At 66.6% G+C, this 17,580-nt stretch carries 20 protein-coding genes; 14 read left to right on the top strand and 6 right to left on the bottom strand.

What is annotated here, in order from left to right; genetic code table 11:
- Positions 1 to 34 precede the first annotated feature (34 nt).
- Positions 35 to 1,045 carry an EF-P beta-lysylation protein EpmB gene (gene epmB / locus BDW41_RS15880; protein WP_074550046.1) on the bottom strand — a complete coding sequence of 337 codons (1,011 nt, stop codon included), beginning with the start codon at positions 1,043 to 1,045 and terminating at the stop codon, positions 35 to 37.
- An 83-nt stretch (positions 1,046 to 1,128) separates the two neighbouring features.
- On the opposite strand from epmB, the gene efp reads away from it, so the two are divergent.
- The 8 genes from efp to BDW41_RS15840 all read left to right on the top strand — a co-directional run bounded on the left by efp (position 1,129) and on the right by BDW41_RS15840 (position 7,459).
- Positions 1,129 to 1,698, top strand: a complete 570-nt coding sequence (efp, locus tag BDW41_RS15875; RefSeq protein ID WP_074550044.1) for an elongation factor P — start codon at positions 1,129 to 1,131, stop codon at positions 1,696 to 1,698.
- A gap of 295 nt (positions 1,699 to 1,993) precedes the next feature.
- Positions 1,994 to 3,334 (top strand): TRZ/ATZ family hydrolase, encoded by a 1,341-nt coding sequence (locus tag BDW41_RS15870; protein ID WP_074550042.1) that lies wholly within the window; start codon positions 1,994 to 1,996, stop codon positions 3,332 to 3,334.
- A 9-nt stretch (positions 3,335 to 3,343) separates the two neighbouring features.
- Positions 3,344 to 3,598: a YciI family protein gene (locus tag BDW41_RS15865; protein WP_074550040.1), complete on the top strand. Its 255-nt coding sequence runs from the start codon at positions 3,344 to 3,346 to the stop codon at positions 3,596 to 3,598.
- Between the two features lie 30 nt (positions 3,599 to 3,628).
- Complete coding sequence (ubiG, locus tag BDW41_RS15860) at positions 3,629 to 4,351, top strand: bifunctional 2-polyprenyl-6-hydroxyphenol methylase/3-demethylubiquinol 3-O-methyltransferase UbiG (protein WP_074550038.1); 723 nt, start codon at positions 3,629 to 3,631, stop codon at positions 4,349 to 4,351.
- Entirely contained in the window at positions 4,348 to 5,019 is a 672-nt protein-coding gene (gene gph, locus BDW41_RS15855; RefSeq protein ID WP_074550036.1) for a phosphoglycolate phosphatase, read from the top strand. The genes ubiG and gph overlap by 4 nt, the downstream gene beginning before the upstream one ends.
- The gene (locus BDW41_RS15850; RefSeq protein WP_074550034.1) at positions 5,016 to 5,855 is read left to right on the top strand and encodes a squalene/phytoene synthase family protein; all 840 of its coding nucleotides are present in this window, start codon (positions 5,016 to 5,018) and stop codon (positions 5,853 to 5,855) included. Before gph ends, BDW41_RS15850 begins: the two co-directional genes overlap by 4 nt.
- A gap of 113 nt (positions 5,856 to 5,968) precedes the next feature.
- Entirely contained in the window at positions 5,969 to 6,922 is a 954-nt protein-coding gene (gene folE2 / locus BDW41_RS15845; protein ID WP_074550032.1) for a GTP cyclohydrolase FolE2, read from the top strand.
- A gap of 72 nt (positions 6,923 to 6,994) precedes the next feature.
- Positions 6,995 to 7,459 (top strand): YbaY family lipoprotein, encoded by a 465-nt coding sequence (locus tag BDW41_RS15840; protein WP_074550030.1) that lies wholly within the window; start codon positions 6,995 to 6,997, stop codon positions 7,457 to 7,459.
- A 6-nt stretch (positions 7,460 to 7,465) separates the two neighbouring features.
- On the opposite strand, the gene BDW41_RS15835 is transcribed toward BDW41_RS15840, so the two are convergent.
- Genes BDW41_RS15835 through yidD form a run of 3 tightly spaced genes read right to left on the bottom strand, consistent with a single transcriptional unit; the run spans position 7,466 to position 9,874 of the window.
- Positions 7,466 to 8,239, bottom strand: a complete 774-nt coding sequence (locus BDW41_RS15835; RefSeq protein ID WP_233496900.1) for a M23 family metallopeptidase — start codon at positions 8,237 to 8,239, stop codon at positions 7,466 to 7,468.
- A 47-nt stretch (positions 8,240 to 8,286) separates the two neighbouring features.
- Positions 8,287 to 9,624, bottom strand: a complete 1,338-nt coding sequence (locus BDW41_RS15830) for a dihydroorotase (protein WP_074550026.1) — start codon at positions 9,622 to 9,624, stop codon at positions 8,287 to 8,289.
- On the bottom strand, positions 9,614 to 9,874 hold the full coding sequence (gene yidD, locus BDW41_RS15825) for a membrane protein insertion efficiency factor YidD (RefSeq protein WP_074550024.1): 261 nt from the start codon (positions 9,872 to 9,874) through the stop codon (positions 9,614 to 9,616). Before yidD ends, BDW41_RS15830 begins: the two co-directional genes overlap by 11 nt.
- Before the next feature lie 125 nt (positions 9,875 to 9,999).
- Between yidD and dksA the strand changes: the two genes are divergently transcribed.
- The gene (dksA, locus tag BDW41_RS23755; protein ID WP_074550022.1) at positions 10,000 to 11,088 is read left to right on the top strand and encodes an RNA polymerase-binding protein DksA; all 1,089 of its coding nucleotides are present in this window, start codon (positions 10,000 to 10,002) and stop codon (positions 11,086 to 11,088) included.
- Positions 11,089 to 11,161: 73 nt separating this feature from the next.
- Here the strand turns inward: dksA and BDW41_RS15815 are convergent, their stop codons facing one another.
- Entirely contained in the window at positions 11,162 to 11,596 is a 435-nt protein-coding gene (locus BDW41_RS15815) for a SufE family protein (protein WP_074550020.1), read from the bottom strand.
- Between the two features lie 105 nt (positions 11,597 to 11,701).
- The gene (gene cysS / locus BDW41_RS15810; RefSeq protein ID WP_074550018.1) at positions 11,702 to 13,090 is read right to left on the bottom strand and encodes a cysteine--tRNA ligase; all 1,389 of its coding nucleotides are present in this window, start codon (positions 13,088 to 13,090) and stop codon (positions 11,702 to 11,704) included.
- A 255-nt stretch (positions 13,091 to 13,345) separates the two neighbouring features.
- Between cysS and BDW41_RS15805 the strand changes: the two genes are divergently transcribed.
- The 5 genes from BDW41_RS15805 to BDW41_RS15785 all read left to right on the top strand — a co-directional run bounded on the left by BDW41_RS15805 (position 13,346) and on the right by BDW41_RS15785 (position 17,559).
- Positions 13,346 to 13,888 carry a glycine zipper 2TM domain-containing protein gene (locus BDW41_RS15805; protein WP_074550016.1) on the top strand — a complete coding sequence of 181 codons (543 nt, stop codon included), beginning with the start codon at positions 13,346 to 13,348 and terminating at the stop codon, positions 13,886 to 13,888.
- A gap of 326 nt (positions 13,889 to 14,214) precedes the next feature.
- Entirely contained in the window at positions 14,215 to 15,222 is a 1,008-nt protein-coding gene (locus tag BDW41_RS15800) for an N-acetylornithine carbamoyltransferase (RefSeq protein WP_074550012.1), read from the top strand.
- Positions 15,223 to 15,224: 2 nt separating this feature from the next.
- On the top strand, positions 15,225 to 15,848 hold the full coding sequence (locus tag BDW41_RS15795) for an FMN-binding negative transcriptional regulator (protein ID WP_074550009.1): 624 nt from the start codon (positions 15,225 to 15,227) through the stop codon (positions 15,846 to 15,848).
- The gene (locus BDW41_RS15790) at positions 15,845 to 16,324 is read left to right on the top strand and encodes an OsmC family protein (protein WP_074550007.1); all 480 of its coding nucleotides are present in this window, start codon (positions 15,845 to 15,847) and stop codon (positions 16,322 to 16,324) included. Before BDW41_RS15795 ends, BDW41_RS15790 begins: the two co-directional genes overlap by 4 nt.
- Before the next feature lie 41 nt (positions 16,325 to 16,365).
- Positions 16,366 to 17,559 carry an argininosuccinate synthase gene (locus tag BDW41_RS15785; RefSeq protein WP_074550004.1) on the top strand — a complete coding sequence of 398 codons (1,194 nt, stop codon included), beginning with the start codon at positions 16,366 to 16,368 and terminating at the stop codon, positions 17,557 to 17,559.
- Positions 17,560 to 17,580: the final 21 nt, after the last annotated feature.

Below are 17,580 nucleotides of genomic sequence, written 5' to 3'. Positions count from 1 at the left end.
TAGTGACGGAACCCACAACTGTACTGTGTCTCTGTTACACCGGCCGCTTGGACGGCTCGCCGCCGACCTCGCGCACCAGCTTCGGCACGAGATACCCGGGCAGCCGATGGCGGACCGCTTCGACCAGGGACAGCGCGCGCGCGTCGTCCACCTCGAAATGCGCCGCGCCCTGCACGCGGTCGAGCTGGTGCAGGTAGTAGGGCAGTACGCCGGCGGCGAACAGTCGCTCGGACAGCGCGGCCAAGATATCGGCATCGTCGTTGATGCCGCGCAGGAGGACGGACTGGTTCAGCAGGGTGGCTCCCGCATCGCGCAGGCGGGCGCACGCCGCGTCCACGGTGGCGTCGAACTCGTTGGCGTGGTTGGCGTGCAGCACCACCACCTTCTGCAGCGGAAGGTCGGCCAGCCAGCGCACGAAGGCGTCGTCGATGCGTTCGGGCAGCACCACCGGCAGGCGCGTGTGGATGCGCAGGCGGGTGACGTGGGGAATCTCGGCCAGGCCGCGGGTCAGCTCTTCCAGCTTGCTCGTGGCCAGCGACAGCGGGTCGCCGCCGGAGAGAATCAGCTCGCTGATGGATGCGTCCTGGCGGACATGCTCCAGCGCCTTGCGCCATTGGCCCGCGGCGGCCATTTCGTCGCCATAGGGGAAATGGCGGCGGAAGCAGTACCGGCAGTTGATGGCGCAGCTGCCGCTGGCGATCAGCAGGGCGCGTCCGTCGTACTTGTGCAGCACGCCCTGGGCGGAGCGGGCGGCCATGTCCCCCACGGCGTCGGTGCCGAAGCCCTGGACCACGTCCAGTTCGGCCAGCTGCGGCAGGGCCTGCAGGAGCAGGGGGTCGTTGGCGTCGCCTGGGCGCATGCGGGCCACGAAGCCCCGCGGCACCCGCACGGCGAAGCCGGCATCGTCCTTGGGCAGGCGGTCGCCCAGGTGGCCCAGGCCCACCAATTCCAGCAGCTCGCGCGGGTCGGTCACGGCCTCGCGCCAGAGCGCGCGCCAGTCGGGTCCTGGCGGAGATAGGCGGGCGGCGTGGCTTGCGGTTATCATAGTGGGTCTTGAATCGGGCCCCTGGCCCGGCGAAAACCCTATTCTAGCCGCCTCCCCGCGGCATCACACCTGGAGTGCAGCACATGGCCACCGCCGGTCTCAACGACGTCAAGAAGGGTATGAAGATCCTTCACAACAATGACCCGTGGGTCATTACCGACGCCGACTTCATCAAGCCCGGCAAGGGTCAGGCGTTCACCCGCATCTTCATCCGCAACCTGAAGAACGGCCGCACCACCGAGCAGACCATGAAGTCCAGCGACAGCTTCGAAGTCGCCGACGTGGTCGATACCGACATGCAGTACCTCTACTCCGATGGCGAGTTCTGGCACTTCATGCACCAGGAAAGCTTCGAGCAGCACCAGGCCAGCAAGACGGGCGTGGGCGATGCCGCCAAGTGGCTGAAGGGCGAGGAAGAGTGCGTGGTCACGCTGTTCAATGGCGAGATCATCGCCGTGCAGGCGCCGAACTTCGTGGAACTGAAGATCACCGAGACCGATCCGGGCCTGCGTGGCGACACCTCGGGCGGCGGCGGCAAGCCGGCCACGCTGGAAACGGGCGCCGTGGTGCGCGTGCCGCTGTTCGTCAGCACCGACGAAGTGATCAAGGTCGACACCCGCACGGGCGAATACGTCAGCCGCGTCGGCAAGTGACGAATCGGCCCGCGCGCTTGCGCGCGGCTTGCCGATTTGTCATCCCTGCGTACCCCGAAAAGGGGGCAAGGGCATGGATCCAGTGAAATACGCTGTGCGAAGCACACTGCTTCTTGCTTCGCACACTCCAAAACAAAGTCACTGGATTCGGGCTTTCGCCGGAATGACGGGTGAAACTCCCGCCTTGGCGGGAGCGACGATGCCTGAAGCGTCATGAAGTCAGGCAACCATGGGGCGGCCACCGCAAGGTGATCCGCCCCATGTCGTATCCAACCTCACAAAAGCGAGCCAACGGATGAGCCAGAACGCCCCGCAAACCATCGACCTGCTGATCGAAGCGCGCTGGGTCGTTCCGGTGGAGCCGCACGCTGTCGTGCTCGAGCATCACGCCGTGGCGGTCGACAAGGGCGCCATCGTGGCCTTGCTGCCCCAGGCCGACGCGCGCGCCGCCTATGCGCCGCGCGAGCGCGTGGAGCTGGGCGAGCACGTGCTCATCCCTGGCCTGGTCAACACGCACACGCACAACCCGATGACGCTGCTGCGCGGCCTGGCCGACGACCTGCCGCTGATGGTGTGGCTGCAGAAGCACATCTGGCCGGTGGAAGGCCAGGTGATCGGGCCGGAGTTCGTGCGCGACGGCGTCGAGCTGGCGGTGGCCGAGATGATCCGCGGCGGCACCACCTGCGCCAACGAGAACTACTTCTTCCCGGACGTCATTGGCGCCACCTACCGCCGCATGGGTTTCCGCGCCGTGGTCGGCCTGCCCGTGATCGAGTTCCCCACCGCATGGGCGAAGACGCAGGACGAATACTTCGAGCGCGCCATCGAAGTGCACGACAGCTTCCTCGGCGACGCGCTGGTGAGCACCTCCTTCGCGCCGCATGCGCCGTACACCGTGTCGGACGAAAGCTTCGAGCGCATCCGCGTGCTGGCCGACCAGCTCGATATCCAGGTGCACCTGCACACGCATGAAACCGCGCATGAAGTGGAGGAGGAGAAGGCCAAGACCGGCCTGCGTCCCTTCCAGCGCCTGCAAAAGCTTGGCCTGGTCAACGACCGCCTGATCGCCGTGCACATGACGCAGCTCACCGACGCGGAAATCGCCGCCTGCGCGGAAGCCGGCGTGTCCGTGGTGCATTGCCCGGAATCCAACCTCAAGCTCGCCTCCGGCTTCTGCCCGGCGGAAAAGCTGCGCAAGGCCGGCGTGAACGTCGCCATCGGCACGGACGGCTGCGCATCCAACAACGATCTGGACATGTTCGGCGAAATGCGCACCGCGGCCCTGTTGGCCAAGGCCGTCGCCGGCGATGCGGCAGCATTCGATGCGGCTTATGCACTGCGCGCTGCCACGCTCAATGGCGCACGCGCCATGGGGCTGGAAGACCGCATCGGCTCCATCGAGCCCGGCAAGCAGGCGGATCTTGCCGCCGTGCGCCTGTCCGACCTGGAAACGCAGCCGCTGTTCCACATCGCCTCGCAGCTGGCCTACGCCACCGGTCGCCATCAGGTCACCGACGTGTGGATCAACGGCGTGCGCAAGCTGGCTGGGCGCGTGCTGACCGACATCGACACGGACGCCGTGCTGGCGAAGACACACGCATGGCGCGAACGCATCGCGGCCATCGATGCAGGCTGAGGGAATCCCATGAACCGTTATCTCGTCATGGCCATGCGTCGCCCGAACTTCGATCCGGCCATCGTGCAGCCGCACAAGGACTTCCTCGAAGGGTTGCGTGCGGGCGGACGGCTGGAAATGGCCGGAGGCTTCAGTGACCAGTCGGGCGGCGCCTATCTCATGCTTGCGAACGACATGAGCGAAGCCCTCGCCATCGCGCATCAGGACCCGGCCCACACCAGTGGCGGCTGGGACATCACGGTCTACGAATGGAACGCGCGCTAAGCTGCGCGCAGGTTCCGAAGGACGCTTTCCATGCAAGCCGCAACCAATGTCAGCCCCGAGGAAATCGCGCGCTTCGGCAAGCTCGCCGCGCGCTGGTGGGATCCGGATGGCGAATCCCGTCCGCTGCATGATCTCAATCCCGTCCGCGCCTCGTACGTGGCCGATCGCGTGAACCTGCGCGGCGCGCGCGTGGCCGACGTCGGCTGCGGCGGCGGCCTGCTCAGCGAAGCGCTGGCCAAGGCGGGCGCGCGCGTCACCGGCATCGACCTGGGCGAGAAGGTGATCGAGATCGCGCGCCTGCACATGCACGAGTCGCGGCTGGAAAACCCGAGCCTCGACATCGACTACCGCGTGCAGTCGTCGACCGAGCTGGCCGCCGCCGAGCCGGAAAGTTTCGACGCCGTGTGCTGCATGGAACTGATCGAGCACGTACCCGACCCCGCCGCGCTGGTGGGCGATCTCGCCCGCATGGTGAAGCCGGGCGGCGTGGTGGTGATGTCCACGCTCAACCGCACGCCGGCCGCGTTCGGCGCCGCGATCCTCGGCGCGGAATACATCATGCGCATGCTGCCGCGCGGCACGCATCACTACGCGCAATTCCTCAAGCCGTCGGAGCTGGGGCGACTGATGCGCCACGCCGGGCTGGAAATCGACGACGTGTCCGGCCTCGGTTACAACCCGCTCAACCGCAAGGCATGGCTGAGCCGCATCACGGCCGTGAATTACCTGATCAGCGCACGCAAGCCCGCATGAAGCCGTTTCCGGAAAACATCCAGGGCGTGCTGTTCGATCTCGACGGCACCTTGCTCGACAGCGCACCCGATCTCTACGCCGCGCTGAAGACGCAGTGCGAGGAAATGCAGGTGGCGGTGCCGCCGTATGCGATGGTCCGCGAAGTGGTGTCGCGCGGCTCGCGCGCCATCCTGCGCTGCGCGTTTCCCGATCTCGACGATGACGCGCTGATGGCGCTGGTGCCGCGCTATCTGGAGATTTACCACGCGGTGATGGCCGAGCACACGCGTCCGTTCGATGGCGTGGACGAGCTGCTCGCGTCGCTGGAATCGCAGGGCATTGCCTGGGGCGTCGTCACCAACAAGCCGGGCTTCCTGACCGACGAGCTGCTGGTGCGTATCGGCTGGACGCCGCGCGCCGCCGCGGTGGTGTCGGGCGACACGCTGCCGGTGAAGAAGCCCGACCCCGCGCCGGTGCTGCTGGCGTGCGAGCGCGCGGGGCTCGATCCTTCGCGCTGCCTGTTCGTCGGCGATGACCGGCGCGACGTGATGGCCGGCGCCGCCGCGGGCATGTACACCGTCGCGGTGCGCTGGGGTTATTTGGATGGCGGCGATCCGCTGCAGTGGAATGCCGACCTGGTGGTGGATCATCCCTCCGACCTCACCGGCCGCATCAAGGTGGCGGCATGAGCGACGCCGCGCTGCAGAGCTACATCGACAAATGGCTGGCCGTGCAGCCGCAGCAGCGCATTGCGTTGGCTTTCGTCGACCAGAACGCCTATCCCGGACACATCGCCCTCGCGGCGCTGGAGCAGGAGTGGCTGGGCGCCGCCTATGGGATTCGCGAGCCGCACGTGGCGGCCAGCAAGCTCAACTGGTGGGCGGAAGAATTGTCGGGCGCTGCGGCCAGCGGTGGACGCCATCCATTGACCCACGTGCTGTTCGATGACGATCGCGCGCACGCCATGACGGCCGAGCGTTGGGTCGCTCCCGTGCTGGCCGCCATGGGCCAGCTGGAAGAGGGCACCGCGGCGGATTTCCAGGCGCAGCTCGCCGCCGGTTCACTGCTGCACGGCGCCATCGCCGAGTTGGAAACCGCATGGTGGTTCGGCGACAAGGCATCCAGCGAACGCGCCGCGCGCGTGGCGACGCTCTCGCACCTGCTTTATTCGCTGCTGCGCCTGGAAGAAGACGCCGATCGCGATCGCCTGGCGCTGCCGATGTCGCGGCTCGCCAAGTTCGGCCTCAGCCGCAGTGAATTGCGCGAGGCCAGCGCCGCGCGCAACGAGGCGATTCGTGCCCAGCTGGAAGATCTGTACCAGGCATGGCGCGAATCCGAACGCCTGCCCGGTCCCCTGAGCGCTTTTCGTGGCCTGGAATCGCGCCTGGGCAAGGCGCTGGTGGCCAAGGCACGCAAGGCCGCGGATCCCCTCGACGTGCTTCGCAAGGGGCAGGGGCGGCAAGGGCCGGGCGTGGTCTGGCAGGCCTGGCAGGCTGCGCGCGCCTGGCGTCGTCAGGTCGACTGAGCAAGGGCAGGGACGCAGCGTTTCCCGGGCGCCACTATTGCGAGGCCGCTTTCGTGCCCCAAGATTGTGGTCTCCCGGACGCCAAGACCCGGCCGGACACACAGGATTCACCCATGTATACCGAGGAAAACACCGCCCGCCTGCTGCCCGACGTGGCAGTCCACGCCCAGCCGCATCTCGTCGGCGAGCTGGATTGGGTGGGCATGGACGGCATCGAGGTGCCGGTGCGGTTCGATGCCGGCGATGGCGACGTGCAGCGCGCCAGTGCGCGCGTGGGCGCCTTCGTCAATCTGCGCCGCCCGGACAAGCGCGGCATCCACATGTCGCGCCTCTATCTTCAGGTCGAGCAGGCGCTGAGCACGCAGACGCTGAGTGCGGACACCTTGCAAGGCTTGCTGCGCGGTTTTCTGGAATCGCACAAGGATCTTTCCGACCGCGCCTGCCTGAGCATCCGCTTCGAGCATCTGGTGCGGCGCCCCGCGCTGCGCAGCGCCAACAGCGGCTGGCGTTCGTATCCGGTCACCATCGAGGCCAGCATGGTCGGTGATGAATTCCTCTTGGAGTTCGGCACCGAGATCGTCTATTCGTCGACCTGTCCCGCGTCGGCGGCGCTGTCGCGCCAGTTGATCCAGGATCAGTTCGCCAAGGACTTCGAGGCCGGCAAGCCGCTCGATCACGCCGCCGTGCTGGCGTGGCTGGGCAGCGAAAAGGGCATCGTGGCCACGCCGCATGCCCAGCGCAGCGTGGCGCGCCTGCGCGTGCGTCCGGCGGCGGGCGCGGCGTTCAACCTGATCGACCTGATCGACGTCACCGAGCGAGCCCTGGGCACGCCAGTGCAGACTGCGGTGAAGCGCGAGGACGAACAGGCCTTCGCGCTCGCCAATGGCGGCAACCTGATGTTCTGCGAGGATGCGGCCCGCCGCATCCAGAAGGCGCTCGATGCCGACAAGGCGCTGAGCGACTTCCACATTCGCGTGGAGCACCAGGAAAGCCTGCATCCGCACGACGCCGTCGCCTACGCCAGCAAGGGCGTGGAAGGCGGATACGCCGGCAAGGGCTGCGCCTGAGGCCTGGTTCGATTCCCGCCCTGTTAGCATGATGAAAGCCCGTTGCCGGGCTTTCATCGTCTGGAGATCCGCATGCCCTTCCGCTTTCGCTTGCTGGCCGTCACCGTGCTCGCGCTGTCCGCCTGCTCGTGGCTTCCGTTCCATCACAAGGAAGCGGCACCTCAGCCGACGACCAGCGCGCCCGCGGCGCCGGTGCACCAGGCCTTGATGAGGACGCTGGTGGGCGACGTGCGCTACACCCTTCCGCAAGCGGTGCCGTCCGATGCCGTGCTGATCGTGACGCTGGCCGACGTCAGTCGCCTGGACGTCGCCGCGCGTACGGTGGCGGAAGAGCGCATCCAGCCGGTCGGTGCATCGCCGGTGGATTTCATGCTCAGCTACGACCCCGCCGATCTGCGCGACGGCGTGGATTTCGCCATCAACGTGCGCCTTCAGCAGGGCGACAAGCTGCTCGCCATCAATGACACGCGCACCAGCGTGCTTGGACGTTCCGGCGAGAACGGCCCGGTGAGCATCACCCTCAAGGCCGTGCCGTAAGCCGGCTCAGTGCGGCGCGGTGCCGGCGATGCCCGGCAGCAGCAGCGGATCGAGCCGCACTTCGAACCAGTTGATGCCCCAGTGCACGTGCGGGCCGGTCGCGCGACCGGTCATGCCCGCTGCGCCGATCACCTCGCCCTGATGCACCACCTGGCCGACCTTTACGTCCAGCCGCGACAGGTGCAGGAAATTGGAACTCAGCCCGAAGCCGTGATCGATCAGCACGGTGCCGCCGGTGAGGTAGAGATCGGGCTTGGCGAACGTGACGATGCCATCGGCCGGCGCCTTGACCGGCGTGCCCTGCGGCACGGCGATATCCATGCCCGGATGCGGTGATTTCGGCGTGCCGTTGAAGATGCGCTGGCTGCCGAAACGTCCGCTGATGCGCCCCGTTACCGGCCAGATGAAGCCGTGCGCGAAGCCTTCGCGATCGTCGTCGCGCTTGCGCGCGGCGGCCACCTCCGCCTGTTCGCGCTGGATGCGCGCCGCGATGTCGGGTGGCGGATTCACCGTCTTTGCCGGCACGCCGTTGACGCGTTCCACCGGCCACGCGCGTGGCGTCACCGCCAGGCGCGAGGTTTCGCGGCGGCCATCGGGCGTGGTGATGACGACGACGATGGGGCCTTTTTCATCGCGGCCCGCGCCGAACACCAGCATGCCGTCGGTGCCGACGCGCACGCTCTTGCCGTTCACGGTGGCGGAGGATCCCGCCGCCACGGTGGCGGTCACCAGTCCGCCCTGCGACAGGCTGGCCGGCAGCGTGGCCGCTGCCAGGGGCATGGCGGCCACGCCAAGGGCGAGCAGGGCGCTCGCCCGTTGCATCCACCTCATCGATCGAACGCCAGGCGCTGGCCACGCACGGACTGGTCGACGTTCTTGCCATCCCACACGCGCTGGCCGTTCACGAAGGTGGCGGCGATCGAACTGTTGAAGGTGTAGCCCTCGAACGGCGACCACGCGCACTTGGAGAGCACTTCCTCGCGGCGCACCGTGTGCGGCTTGTTCGGATCGACCAGCACCAGGTCGGCGGCATAGCCTTCGCGCAGGAAGCCGCGCTCCTTCACGTCGAACAGCGTGGCCGGCGCATGCGTCACGGCTTCCACCACGCGCTCCAGCGTCAGCTTGCCCTCGAACACGCGCTGCAGCGCCGCCTGCAATGCGTATTGCACCAGGGGCAGGCCGCTGGGCGCCTTGTCGTACAGCTGGCCCTTCTCTTCGAGCAGGTGCGGCGCATGGTCGGTGGCCAGCACGTCCAGGCGGCCTTCGGCCAGCGCCTGGATGATCGCCTCGCGGTCGGCGGCGGTCTTGATCGCCGGGTTGCACTTGATCAGGAAGCCCAGGCGCTCGTAGTCGCGGTCATCGAAATGCAGGAAGTGCACGCAGGTTTCCGCAGTGATGCGCTTGCCCTTGATCGGGCCCGGCTCGAACAGGGCCAGCTCGTCGGCGGTGGAAATGTGCAGCACGTGCAGGCGGGTGTTGTGGCGCCGCGCCAGTTCGATCGCCAGGCGCGTGGACTTGATGCAGGCCTCGCGCGAGCGGATCAGCGGATGCTCGCGGGCCGGGATGTCGTCGCCGTACTTCTCGTGCGCCTTGGCGAGGTTAGCGTCGATCATCGGCGTGTCTTCGCAGTGCGTGATGATCGGCGTGGGCGCGTACTTGAAAATGCCGTCCAGCACCTCGGGGTTGTCCACCAGCATGTTGCCGGTGGAGGCGCCCATGAACACCTTGATGCCCGGCGCGGCGAGCGGGTCCAGGCTCTTGATGGCTTCGAGGTTGTCGTTGCTGGCGCCCATGTAGAAGGCGTAGTTCACCGCGGAGACTTCCGCGCCGCGCGCGTACTTGGCTTCCAGCGTTTCGCGGTCCAGCGCGGGGGGCTTGGTGTTGGGCATCTCCATGAAGCTGGTGATGCCGCCGGCAGCGCAGGCACGCGACTCGTGCGCGATGTCGGCCTTCTGTGTCAGGCCGGGCTCACGGAAGTGCACCTGGTCGTCGATCATGCCCGGGAACAGCCACAGGCCGCTGGCGTCGATCACCTGCTCGCCGGGACGCGCATCCAGGTCGCCGGCGATGGCATCGATGCGGCCCTGCTTCACGCGCACGTCGGCGTGGAAGCGGCGGCCTTCGTTGACCAGCTCGGCGTTCTTGATCAGCCACTCAGTGGACATGGGTTTCTCCTGGGGTGCGACAACGGCGAAAGGTGAAGTGCTCGGGCACGGGGTCGTCTCCGCCCTCGCACAGCGGCTGGCAGCGCAGCAGGCGCCAGCCGGCGAGCGCGCCACCCCTAAGTGGACCAAAGCGCACGACGGCAATCCGTGCATAATCGGAACAGCTGGGGTGGAAACGGCAGCGCTGACCCAGCAGGGGGCTTAGCCAGCGCTTGTAGAAGCCGAGCAATAGAAGTATCAGTCGGGTCACGACGGTTTGACGCTGCCGAAACAGCTTGCGGCATGTAGTGGCGCAAGTATTCCAGAAGCGAGGTTGCCGGTGTAAGCCGCATGGGCTATAACACCCGGCCGCCAAGGCCAAAATGGTGAAGGGATATGGCGAAAACGACGCGTAGTGCGACAGCCACCAAGCCGCAGAAGGGAAAGCCTGCCGGCAAGGTGAAAGACCTCAAGGCCGGCAAGAAGGTTGCCGCCGGGCGTAGTGCGGCGCCCACCAAGGCTGCCGCCGCCAAGAAACCGGCCGCGAAGAAGGCGCCGGTGAAGAAGGTTGCCGCCGCCAAGAAGCCTGCTGCCAAGAAGGCCGTCGCCAAGGCTCCGGCCAAGAGCGTCGCCAAGAAGGCGGCGCCCAAGCCCGTAGCCAAGAAGGCCGCCCCGGCCAAGAAGCCGGTGGTTGCCAAGAAAACCGAGAAACCGGTCGCCAAGAAGGTTGCGGCGCCCGCCAAGAAGCAGCCGCCCAAGGCGGTGGCCAAGCCGGCGAAACCGGCTCCGACACCGGTGAAAGCGGCCAAGGCAGCACCCGCCAAGCCCGTAGCCAGCCCCGCGCCCGCCAAGCAGCCCGCTGCGGCGCCGGCACCGGCCAAGGCCACCCCGGTCTCCCATGCCGAGCCGGCCAAGCCGGTCACTTCGCCCTTCACGGGCAAGGTGGCCAGCGCGACCGCTCGCCACACCCCCATCAAAACTCAGAAAGCCCAGCAGTCCTCGATGAACAAATCTGCAACTCTCGACAATGGCATCACCCGTGAAGACGGCCGCTACGCGCTGCCCTCCACGACGCTGATCGATCTGCCCAAGGGTTACCGCCCCTCGAACGACGAGGAGTACATGAACCCCAAGCATCTGGCCTACTTCCGCAACAAGCTGCGCGAATGGCGCGAGCAGTTGGTGGAAGAGTCGCGCCAGACCATGGAGAACCTGCGTGACGAAGTGCGCGACGTGGGCGACGAAGCCGAGCGCGCCACCCGCGAGACTGAAAACTCGCTGGAACTGCGCACGCGCGATCGCTACCGCAAGCTGATCTCCAAGATCGACAAGGCCCTGCGCCGCATCGAAGAAGGTCGCTACGGCTACTGCGAAGAGACCGACGAGGAAATCGGCCTGGAGCGTCTCGACGCCCGCCCGATCGCCACCTTGTCGCTGGACGCGCAGGAACGTCGCGAGCATCTGCAGAAGCAGATGGGCGACTGAGCGGACGCATCCTTCGCCTGCCGCATGAAACAAAGCCCCGCTGTGCGGGGCTTTGTTTTGGTGAGGGCTGGGTTCAGGCCTTCAGCGTGGCCGCGGCATAGGCCTTGATCTTCGCCAGCATGGCGGCAAGGCCGTTCGAGCGCGTGGGCGAGAGGTGCTTCGCCAGGCCGATCGCTTCGATGAAGCGCGGCTCGGTGGCGACGATGTCGCGGGCGGAACGATCCGAATACACGCGCAGCACCAGGGCGATCAGGCCCGACACGATGGCGGAGTCGCTGGTCGCCTGAAAATGCAGCTTGTCGGCATCGCCGGTCGGCACCAGCCACACCATGGACTGGCAGCCGTGCACGCGGTAATCCTCGATCTTCAGGTCTTCCGGAAAATCCGGCAGCTGCTTGCCCAGGTCGATCAGGTACTGGTAGCGCTCGGTCCAGTCTCCAAAGAAGGCAAATTCGTCGACGATGTCTTGCTGCGCCTGCTCGGCGCTGGAAGTGGCGATGGCATTCATGGCCCCATTATCGCGCGTTTGGCCATGCGCCGCTTTTTGAGCCATCTCCCGTCAGGGAGATGGCCTCATGACTGGATGAGTCCGTCGCCGTACGGGCGAAGGCAATCACCCCTTCACCACACTCCAGCGCGTGCCCTGGGCGCCATCCTCGATGGCGATGCCCATCGCGGTGAGTTCTTCGCGAATGGCATCGGCGCGCTTGAAATCCTTGGCCGCCCGCGCGGCGCGGCGCTCTTCGAGCAACGCCTCGATACGCGCTTCGTCGACTTCTGCTGCGCCACCGGCCTGCTTGAACCAGGCTTCCGGATCCTGCTGCAGCAGGCCGAGCACGGCGCCGGCGCCGAGCAGGGCGGCCTTGGCTTCGCGCTGCGCTTCCAGCGTGCTCGCCTGGCGCGCGGCATCGGCCAGTTGCGACAGTTCGGCCAGGGCCTGTGGCGTGTTGAGATCGTCGCACAGGGCCGCTTCCACGGACGCGGGAACCGGCAGGCGGGTCGTATCCACCTCGATATCGGCCAGATCGCGCAGCACGCGATACCAGCCGTCGAGGGTGCTGATCGACTGCGCGATGGCGCCCTCGGACCAGTCCAGCGGCTGGCGGTAGTGGCCGCGCAGCAGCAGCAGGCGCAGGGCTTCGGGCGGATGCTCCTTCAGCAGCTCGTGCACCAGCATCACGTTGCCCAGCGACTTGGACATCTTGCGGCCGCTGAAGGTCAGCATGCCGTTGTGCAGCCAGAAGCGGGCAAACACCTTGCCGCCGTGGGCGCAGGTGGACTGGGCGATCTCATTCTCGTGATGCGGGAACTGCAGGTCGACGCCACCGGCGTGGATGTCGATGGTTTCGCCCAGATGCGCTTCGCTCATGGCCGAGCACTCGATGTGCCAGCCTGGGCGGCCGCGGCCCCAGGGGCTGTCCCAGCCCGGCAGGTCGGGCGTGGAAGGCTTCCACAGCACGAAGTCGCCGGGACTCTTCTTGTAGGGCGCCACTTCGACGCGGGCGCCGGCCAGGAGCTCTTCCGGGTCGCGGCCGGACAGGGCGCCATAGGCCGGGAAGGAGTCCACCTCGAACAGCACGTGGCCCTCCGCGGCATACGCGTGGCCGCCGGCGATCAGGCGCTCGATCATGGCGATGATCTGGGGGATATGGTCGGTGGCGTGCGGTTCCACGTCCGGCGGCGCGATGCCCAGCGTGGCCATGTCCTCGCGATAGGCCTGCGCGTAGCGCGTGGTGATGCTTTCGATGCCCACGCCCCGTTCCTTGGCCGCCGCGTTGATCTTGTCGTCGACGTCGGTGATGTTGCGGGCGTAGACCACGTTCGGATAGTGGCGGCGCAGCAGCTTGGCCAGCACGTCGAACACCACCGGGCCGCGGGCATTGCCGATGTGCACGTAGTTGTAGACGGTCGGCCCGCACAGGTACATGGTGACCCGCTCGGGGTCCTGCGGGGTGAACGGTTCTACGCGGCGCGTCAGGCTGTTATGGAGCGAAATCGGCATCGGTCGGGTGGTCCGGGCGGTGGATAGCGGCGCCGGGCGGCGCAGGCCAGTCGCGCATCTTAACAAGCCGCCGGGCGCTCCGCTGGCTCGCTGGCGTTTTGCCCGTTGCCGGCCGGAACGCAGCCAGATGGATGAACAACGGCACCAGATCGCCCAGCTTGAGGACAGGTTCTAAGCGTCGATTCAGAGTGAATTTGCTGGAATGGGCTATGAGGTGCAGAGATGCGCCTTGAGTTGCTCCTAGCGGAGGTCGCAATGACCAAGTGGTTGTTCCCCGCGCTGGTGCTGTCCTTGGTGACCACCGGCGTGTTTGCGCAGGATGCGCGGTACCAGAATCAGCAAAACAACGACGACAACACCCACTATGGATGGGCGGATGTGCTGCGCGTCGATCCCGTGTATGGCGTGGCGCGTACCGAAGTGCCGCGCCAGGAATGCTATGACCAGCAGGTCGTGCACCAAACCCCCAGCCAGGGCTCGGCCGCCGGCACCATCCTCGGTGCCGTGGTGGGCGGCGTGCTGGGCAGCACCGTGGGCCGTGGCAACGGCCGCACCGCCGCGACCGTGGCCGGCGCCGTGGCCGGCGGCGCGGTGGGCAACAGCGCCACGCAGTCGGGCGGCGGCGAGTACGAGACCACCGAAACCCATTGCCGCCAGGTCAGCGCGGTGAGTGAGCAGCGCCGCATCATGGGCTACGACGTGGAATATCGTTACCGGGGCGAGGTGTACCTATCCCGCCTCAATTACGACCCCGGCGAGCGCCTGCGGGTGCGGGTGAGCGTTTCTCCCGCCGACTGAGATTCACCCGCCATCGCCGCCTCCGGGCGGCGATGTGCTGTCCGGGCGGCCGTCGCAGGACCTTGTTGTTGCACGGCAGCGAAAATCCCGTCATGATGCGAGTTCAACCTACCGGAACGTCCATGTCCGCAGCCGTCTATACCGCCACTGTCCTCACTAGCGCCCGCATGGCCGCTGGGATGACGTCGCGTGCTCGCCGACCGCTGCTCCGCCAATTGGCCGGGTAGGCTGTCGCACGCGTTTAACGTGCATCGACGACAAAACCCGGCCTGCAGCCGGGTTTTTTTGTTTCCGGGATTCGACTTTCGACAAGGGCAACTTCCACCATGACGCTCCGCCACTTTCTGACCACCCAGGACTACAGCCGCGCCGAGATCGATGCGCTGCTCGAGCAGGCCGCGGCCTTCAAGCGTTCCCCGCGCGGCCAGCAGCTGGCCGGCAAGTCGGTGGCGCTGATGTTCTTCAACCCGTCCATGCGCACGCGCACCAGCTTCGAGCTGGGCGCCTTCCACCTGGGCGGCCACGCCATCGTGCTGGCGCCGGGCAAGGACGCATGGCCGATCGAGTTCGAGGTTGGCACCGTGATGGACGGCGACACCGAGGAGCACATCGCCGAAGTGGCGCGCGTGCTGTCGCGCTACGTGGACCTGATCGCCGTGCGCGCCTTCCCGAAATTCCAGGATTGGGCGGTGGACCGCGAGGACAACGTCATCAAGGCGTTCGCCAAGTACGCCACGGTGCCGGTGATCAACATGGAAACCATCACCCATCCCTGCCAGGAGCTGGCGCACGCGCTGGCGCTGAAGGAACACCTGGGCAACCTGCAGAACAAGAAGTACGTGCTCACCTGGACGTACCACCCCAAGCCGCTCAACACCGCCGTCGCCAACTCGGCCCTGCTCATCGCCACCAAGATGGGCATGGACGTGACCCTGCTGTGTCCCACGCCCGACTACGTGCTGGACGAGCGCTACATGGCGTTCGGCTACCAGAACGCCAAGGAAAACGGCGGTTCGCTCAAGGTCAGCCATGACATCGAGGAGGCTTATCGCGGCGCCGACGTCGTGTACGCCAAGAGTTGGGGCGCGCTGCCGTTCTTCGGCCGCTGGGAGCAGGAAAAGCCGATCCGCGAGGCCAACAAGCATTTCATCGTGGACGAGGCGAAGATGGCGCTGACCAACAACGGCCTCTTCAGCCACTGCCTGCCCTTGCGCCGCAACGTGAAGGCCACCGATGCGGTGATGGATTCGCCGGCCTGCATCGCCATCGACGAGGCCGAAAACCGCCTGCACGTGCAGAAGGCGGTGATGGCTTCGCTGATCGGCCAGCGCTGAACATGTATCAGCCCACGCACTTCCGGGTCGCTGATGGCGAGAAGCTGCACGCGCTGATGCGCGCGTATCCGTTTGCCACCGTGGTGACGGGCGGGCAGGGCGGCCTTGCGGCCAATCACCTGCCGCTGGAACTGGTCGACGGGAAACTCCATGGCCACGTGGCCTGCGGCAATGAACTGTCGCGGCTCGATGGCGCCGAGGTGCTGGTGATCTTCCGCGGGCCGGATGGCTACGTGAGCCCGAACTGGTACCCGAGCAAGCGGGAAACCCATCGCGAAGTGCCCACCTGGAACTACGCCGTGGTGCACGTGCATGGCCGCCTGCGCACGGTCAGCGATGCCGCGTGGCTGCGCCAGTTGCTGGAGCGCCTGACCGCTCGCCACGAAGCCGGCCAGCCGGAGACGTGGCGCGTGTCGGATGCGCCGGAAGACCACATCGAAAAGCTGCTGCGGGCCATCGTGGGCCTGGAGATTTCCATCGACCGCATCGAAGGCAAGTTCAAGCTGAGCCAGAACCATCCCGACGCGAATCGCGCGGGTGTCGTTGCCGGGCTGGGCGAGCGTGCCGGCCGCGGCGACGCGGCACTGGCCGAACTCATGTCACAGGAAGAAAGGGACAGGTCGTGAGCCATACGCATCAGCACCACTACAAGGTCGACGTCACCTGGACAGGCAACCAGGGCAGCGGCACCCGGACCTACCAGGGTTATGGCCGCGGGCACGAGATACGCATCGCCGGCAAGCCGATGCTGGAGGGTTCCTCCGACCCGATGTTTCGTGGCGACGCCAGCAAGCACAACCCGGAGGACATGCTGGTGACGGCGCTATCCACCTGCCACATGCTGTCGTACCTGCACCAGGCGGTGCTGGCGGGCGTGGTGGTGACGGCCTACGTCGACAGCGCCGAAGGCAGCATGGAAACCACCGTGCATGGCGGCCGCTTCACCGAAGTGGTGCTGCATCCGGTGGTCACCATCAGCGCTGACAGCGACCCCGCCAAGGCCGAGGCGGCGCACGACCCCGCGCATCATGCCTGCTTCATTGCCAATTCCGTGAACTTTCCGGTGCGCGTGGAACCGTGCATCGTGGTTGAATCTGCCTAATCATTTATCCGTTTAGCCTTCCATTCCAGGATCCGCAAGTCATGAGCAAAGACATCGTTCTCGCCTTCTCCGGTGGCCTCGACACCAGCTTCTGCGTGCCTTACCTCAAGGAGCGCGGCTGGGCCGTGCACACCGTGTTCGCCGACACCGGCGGCGTGGATGCCGAGGAACGCGCCTATATCGAGCAGCGCGCCAAGGAGCTGGGCGTGGCGAGCCACGTCACCGTGGACGGCGGCCCGGCGATCTGGAACGGCTTCGTGAAGCCCTTCGTGCAGGCCGGCGAGGCCTACCAGGGCCAGTACCCGCTGCTGGTGTCCGACCGCTACCTGATCGTGGACGCGGCCATCGCCCGCGCCAAGGAGCTGGGCACCAAGGCCATCGCGCACGGCTGCACCGGCATGGGCAACGACCAGGTGCGTTTCGACCTGGCCGTGAAGGCGCTGGGCGACTACCAGATCGTGGCGCCGATCCGCGAGATTCAGAAGGAGCACACCCAGACCCGCGCCTACGAGCAGGCGTATCTGGAAGAACGCGGCTTCGAGGTTCGCGCCAAGCAGAAGAGCTACACCATCAACGAGAACCTGCTGGGCGTGACGCTGTCCGGCGGCGAGATCGATCATTGGAAGACCCCGGGCGAGGGCGCCCGCGGCTGGTGCAAGCCGCGCGCCGAATGGCCGTCCGAAAAGCTCACCGTCACCCTGGGCTTCGAGAAGGGTGAGGCCGTGTCGCTCAATGGCGAGAAGCTGCCGGGAGCCAAGCTGCTGGCCAAGCTCAATGAACTGTTCGCGCCGTATGGCGTGGGCCGTGGCATGTACACCGGCGACACCACCATCGGCCTCAAGGGCCGCATCGTGTACGAAGCGCCGGGCCTGATCTCGCTGCTCGCCGCGCATCGCGCGCTGGAAGAGGCCGTGCTGACCAAGCAGCAGAACCGCTTCAAGCCGGAAGTGGCGCGCAAGTGGGTGGAAGTGGTGTACGAGGGCTTCTTCCACGACCCGATCAAGACCGACCTGGAAGCCTACCTTGCCTCCAGCCAGAGCCAGGTCAACGGCGAAGTGGTGCTGGAAACCTCCGGCGCGCAGGTGACGGCGGTGGAAGTGCGCTCGCCGCACATCCTCAACGCCAAGGGCGCGACCTACGCGCAGTCGGCGGACTGGGGCGTGGAAGAGGCCGAAGGCTTCATCAAGCTGTTCGGCATGAGCAGCACGCTGTGGGCGGAAGTCAACCGCGGCTAAGCCAAGGCCTGGGGCACAGCG

Origin of the sequence: Dyella sp. AtDHG13 (genome assembly GCF_003201105.1) — a bacterium.
GTDB classification, from domain to species: domain Bacteria; phylum Pseudomonadota; class Gammaproteobacteria; order Xanthomonadales; family Rhodanobacteraceae; genus Dyella; species Dyella jiangningensis_B.
This window is presented reverse-complemented; position numbering and strand designations above follow the sequence as displayed.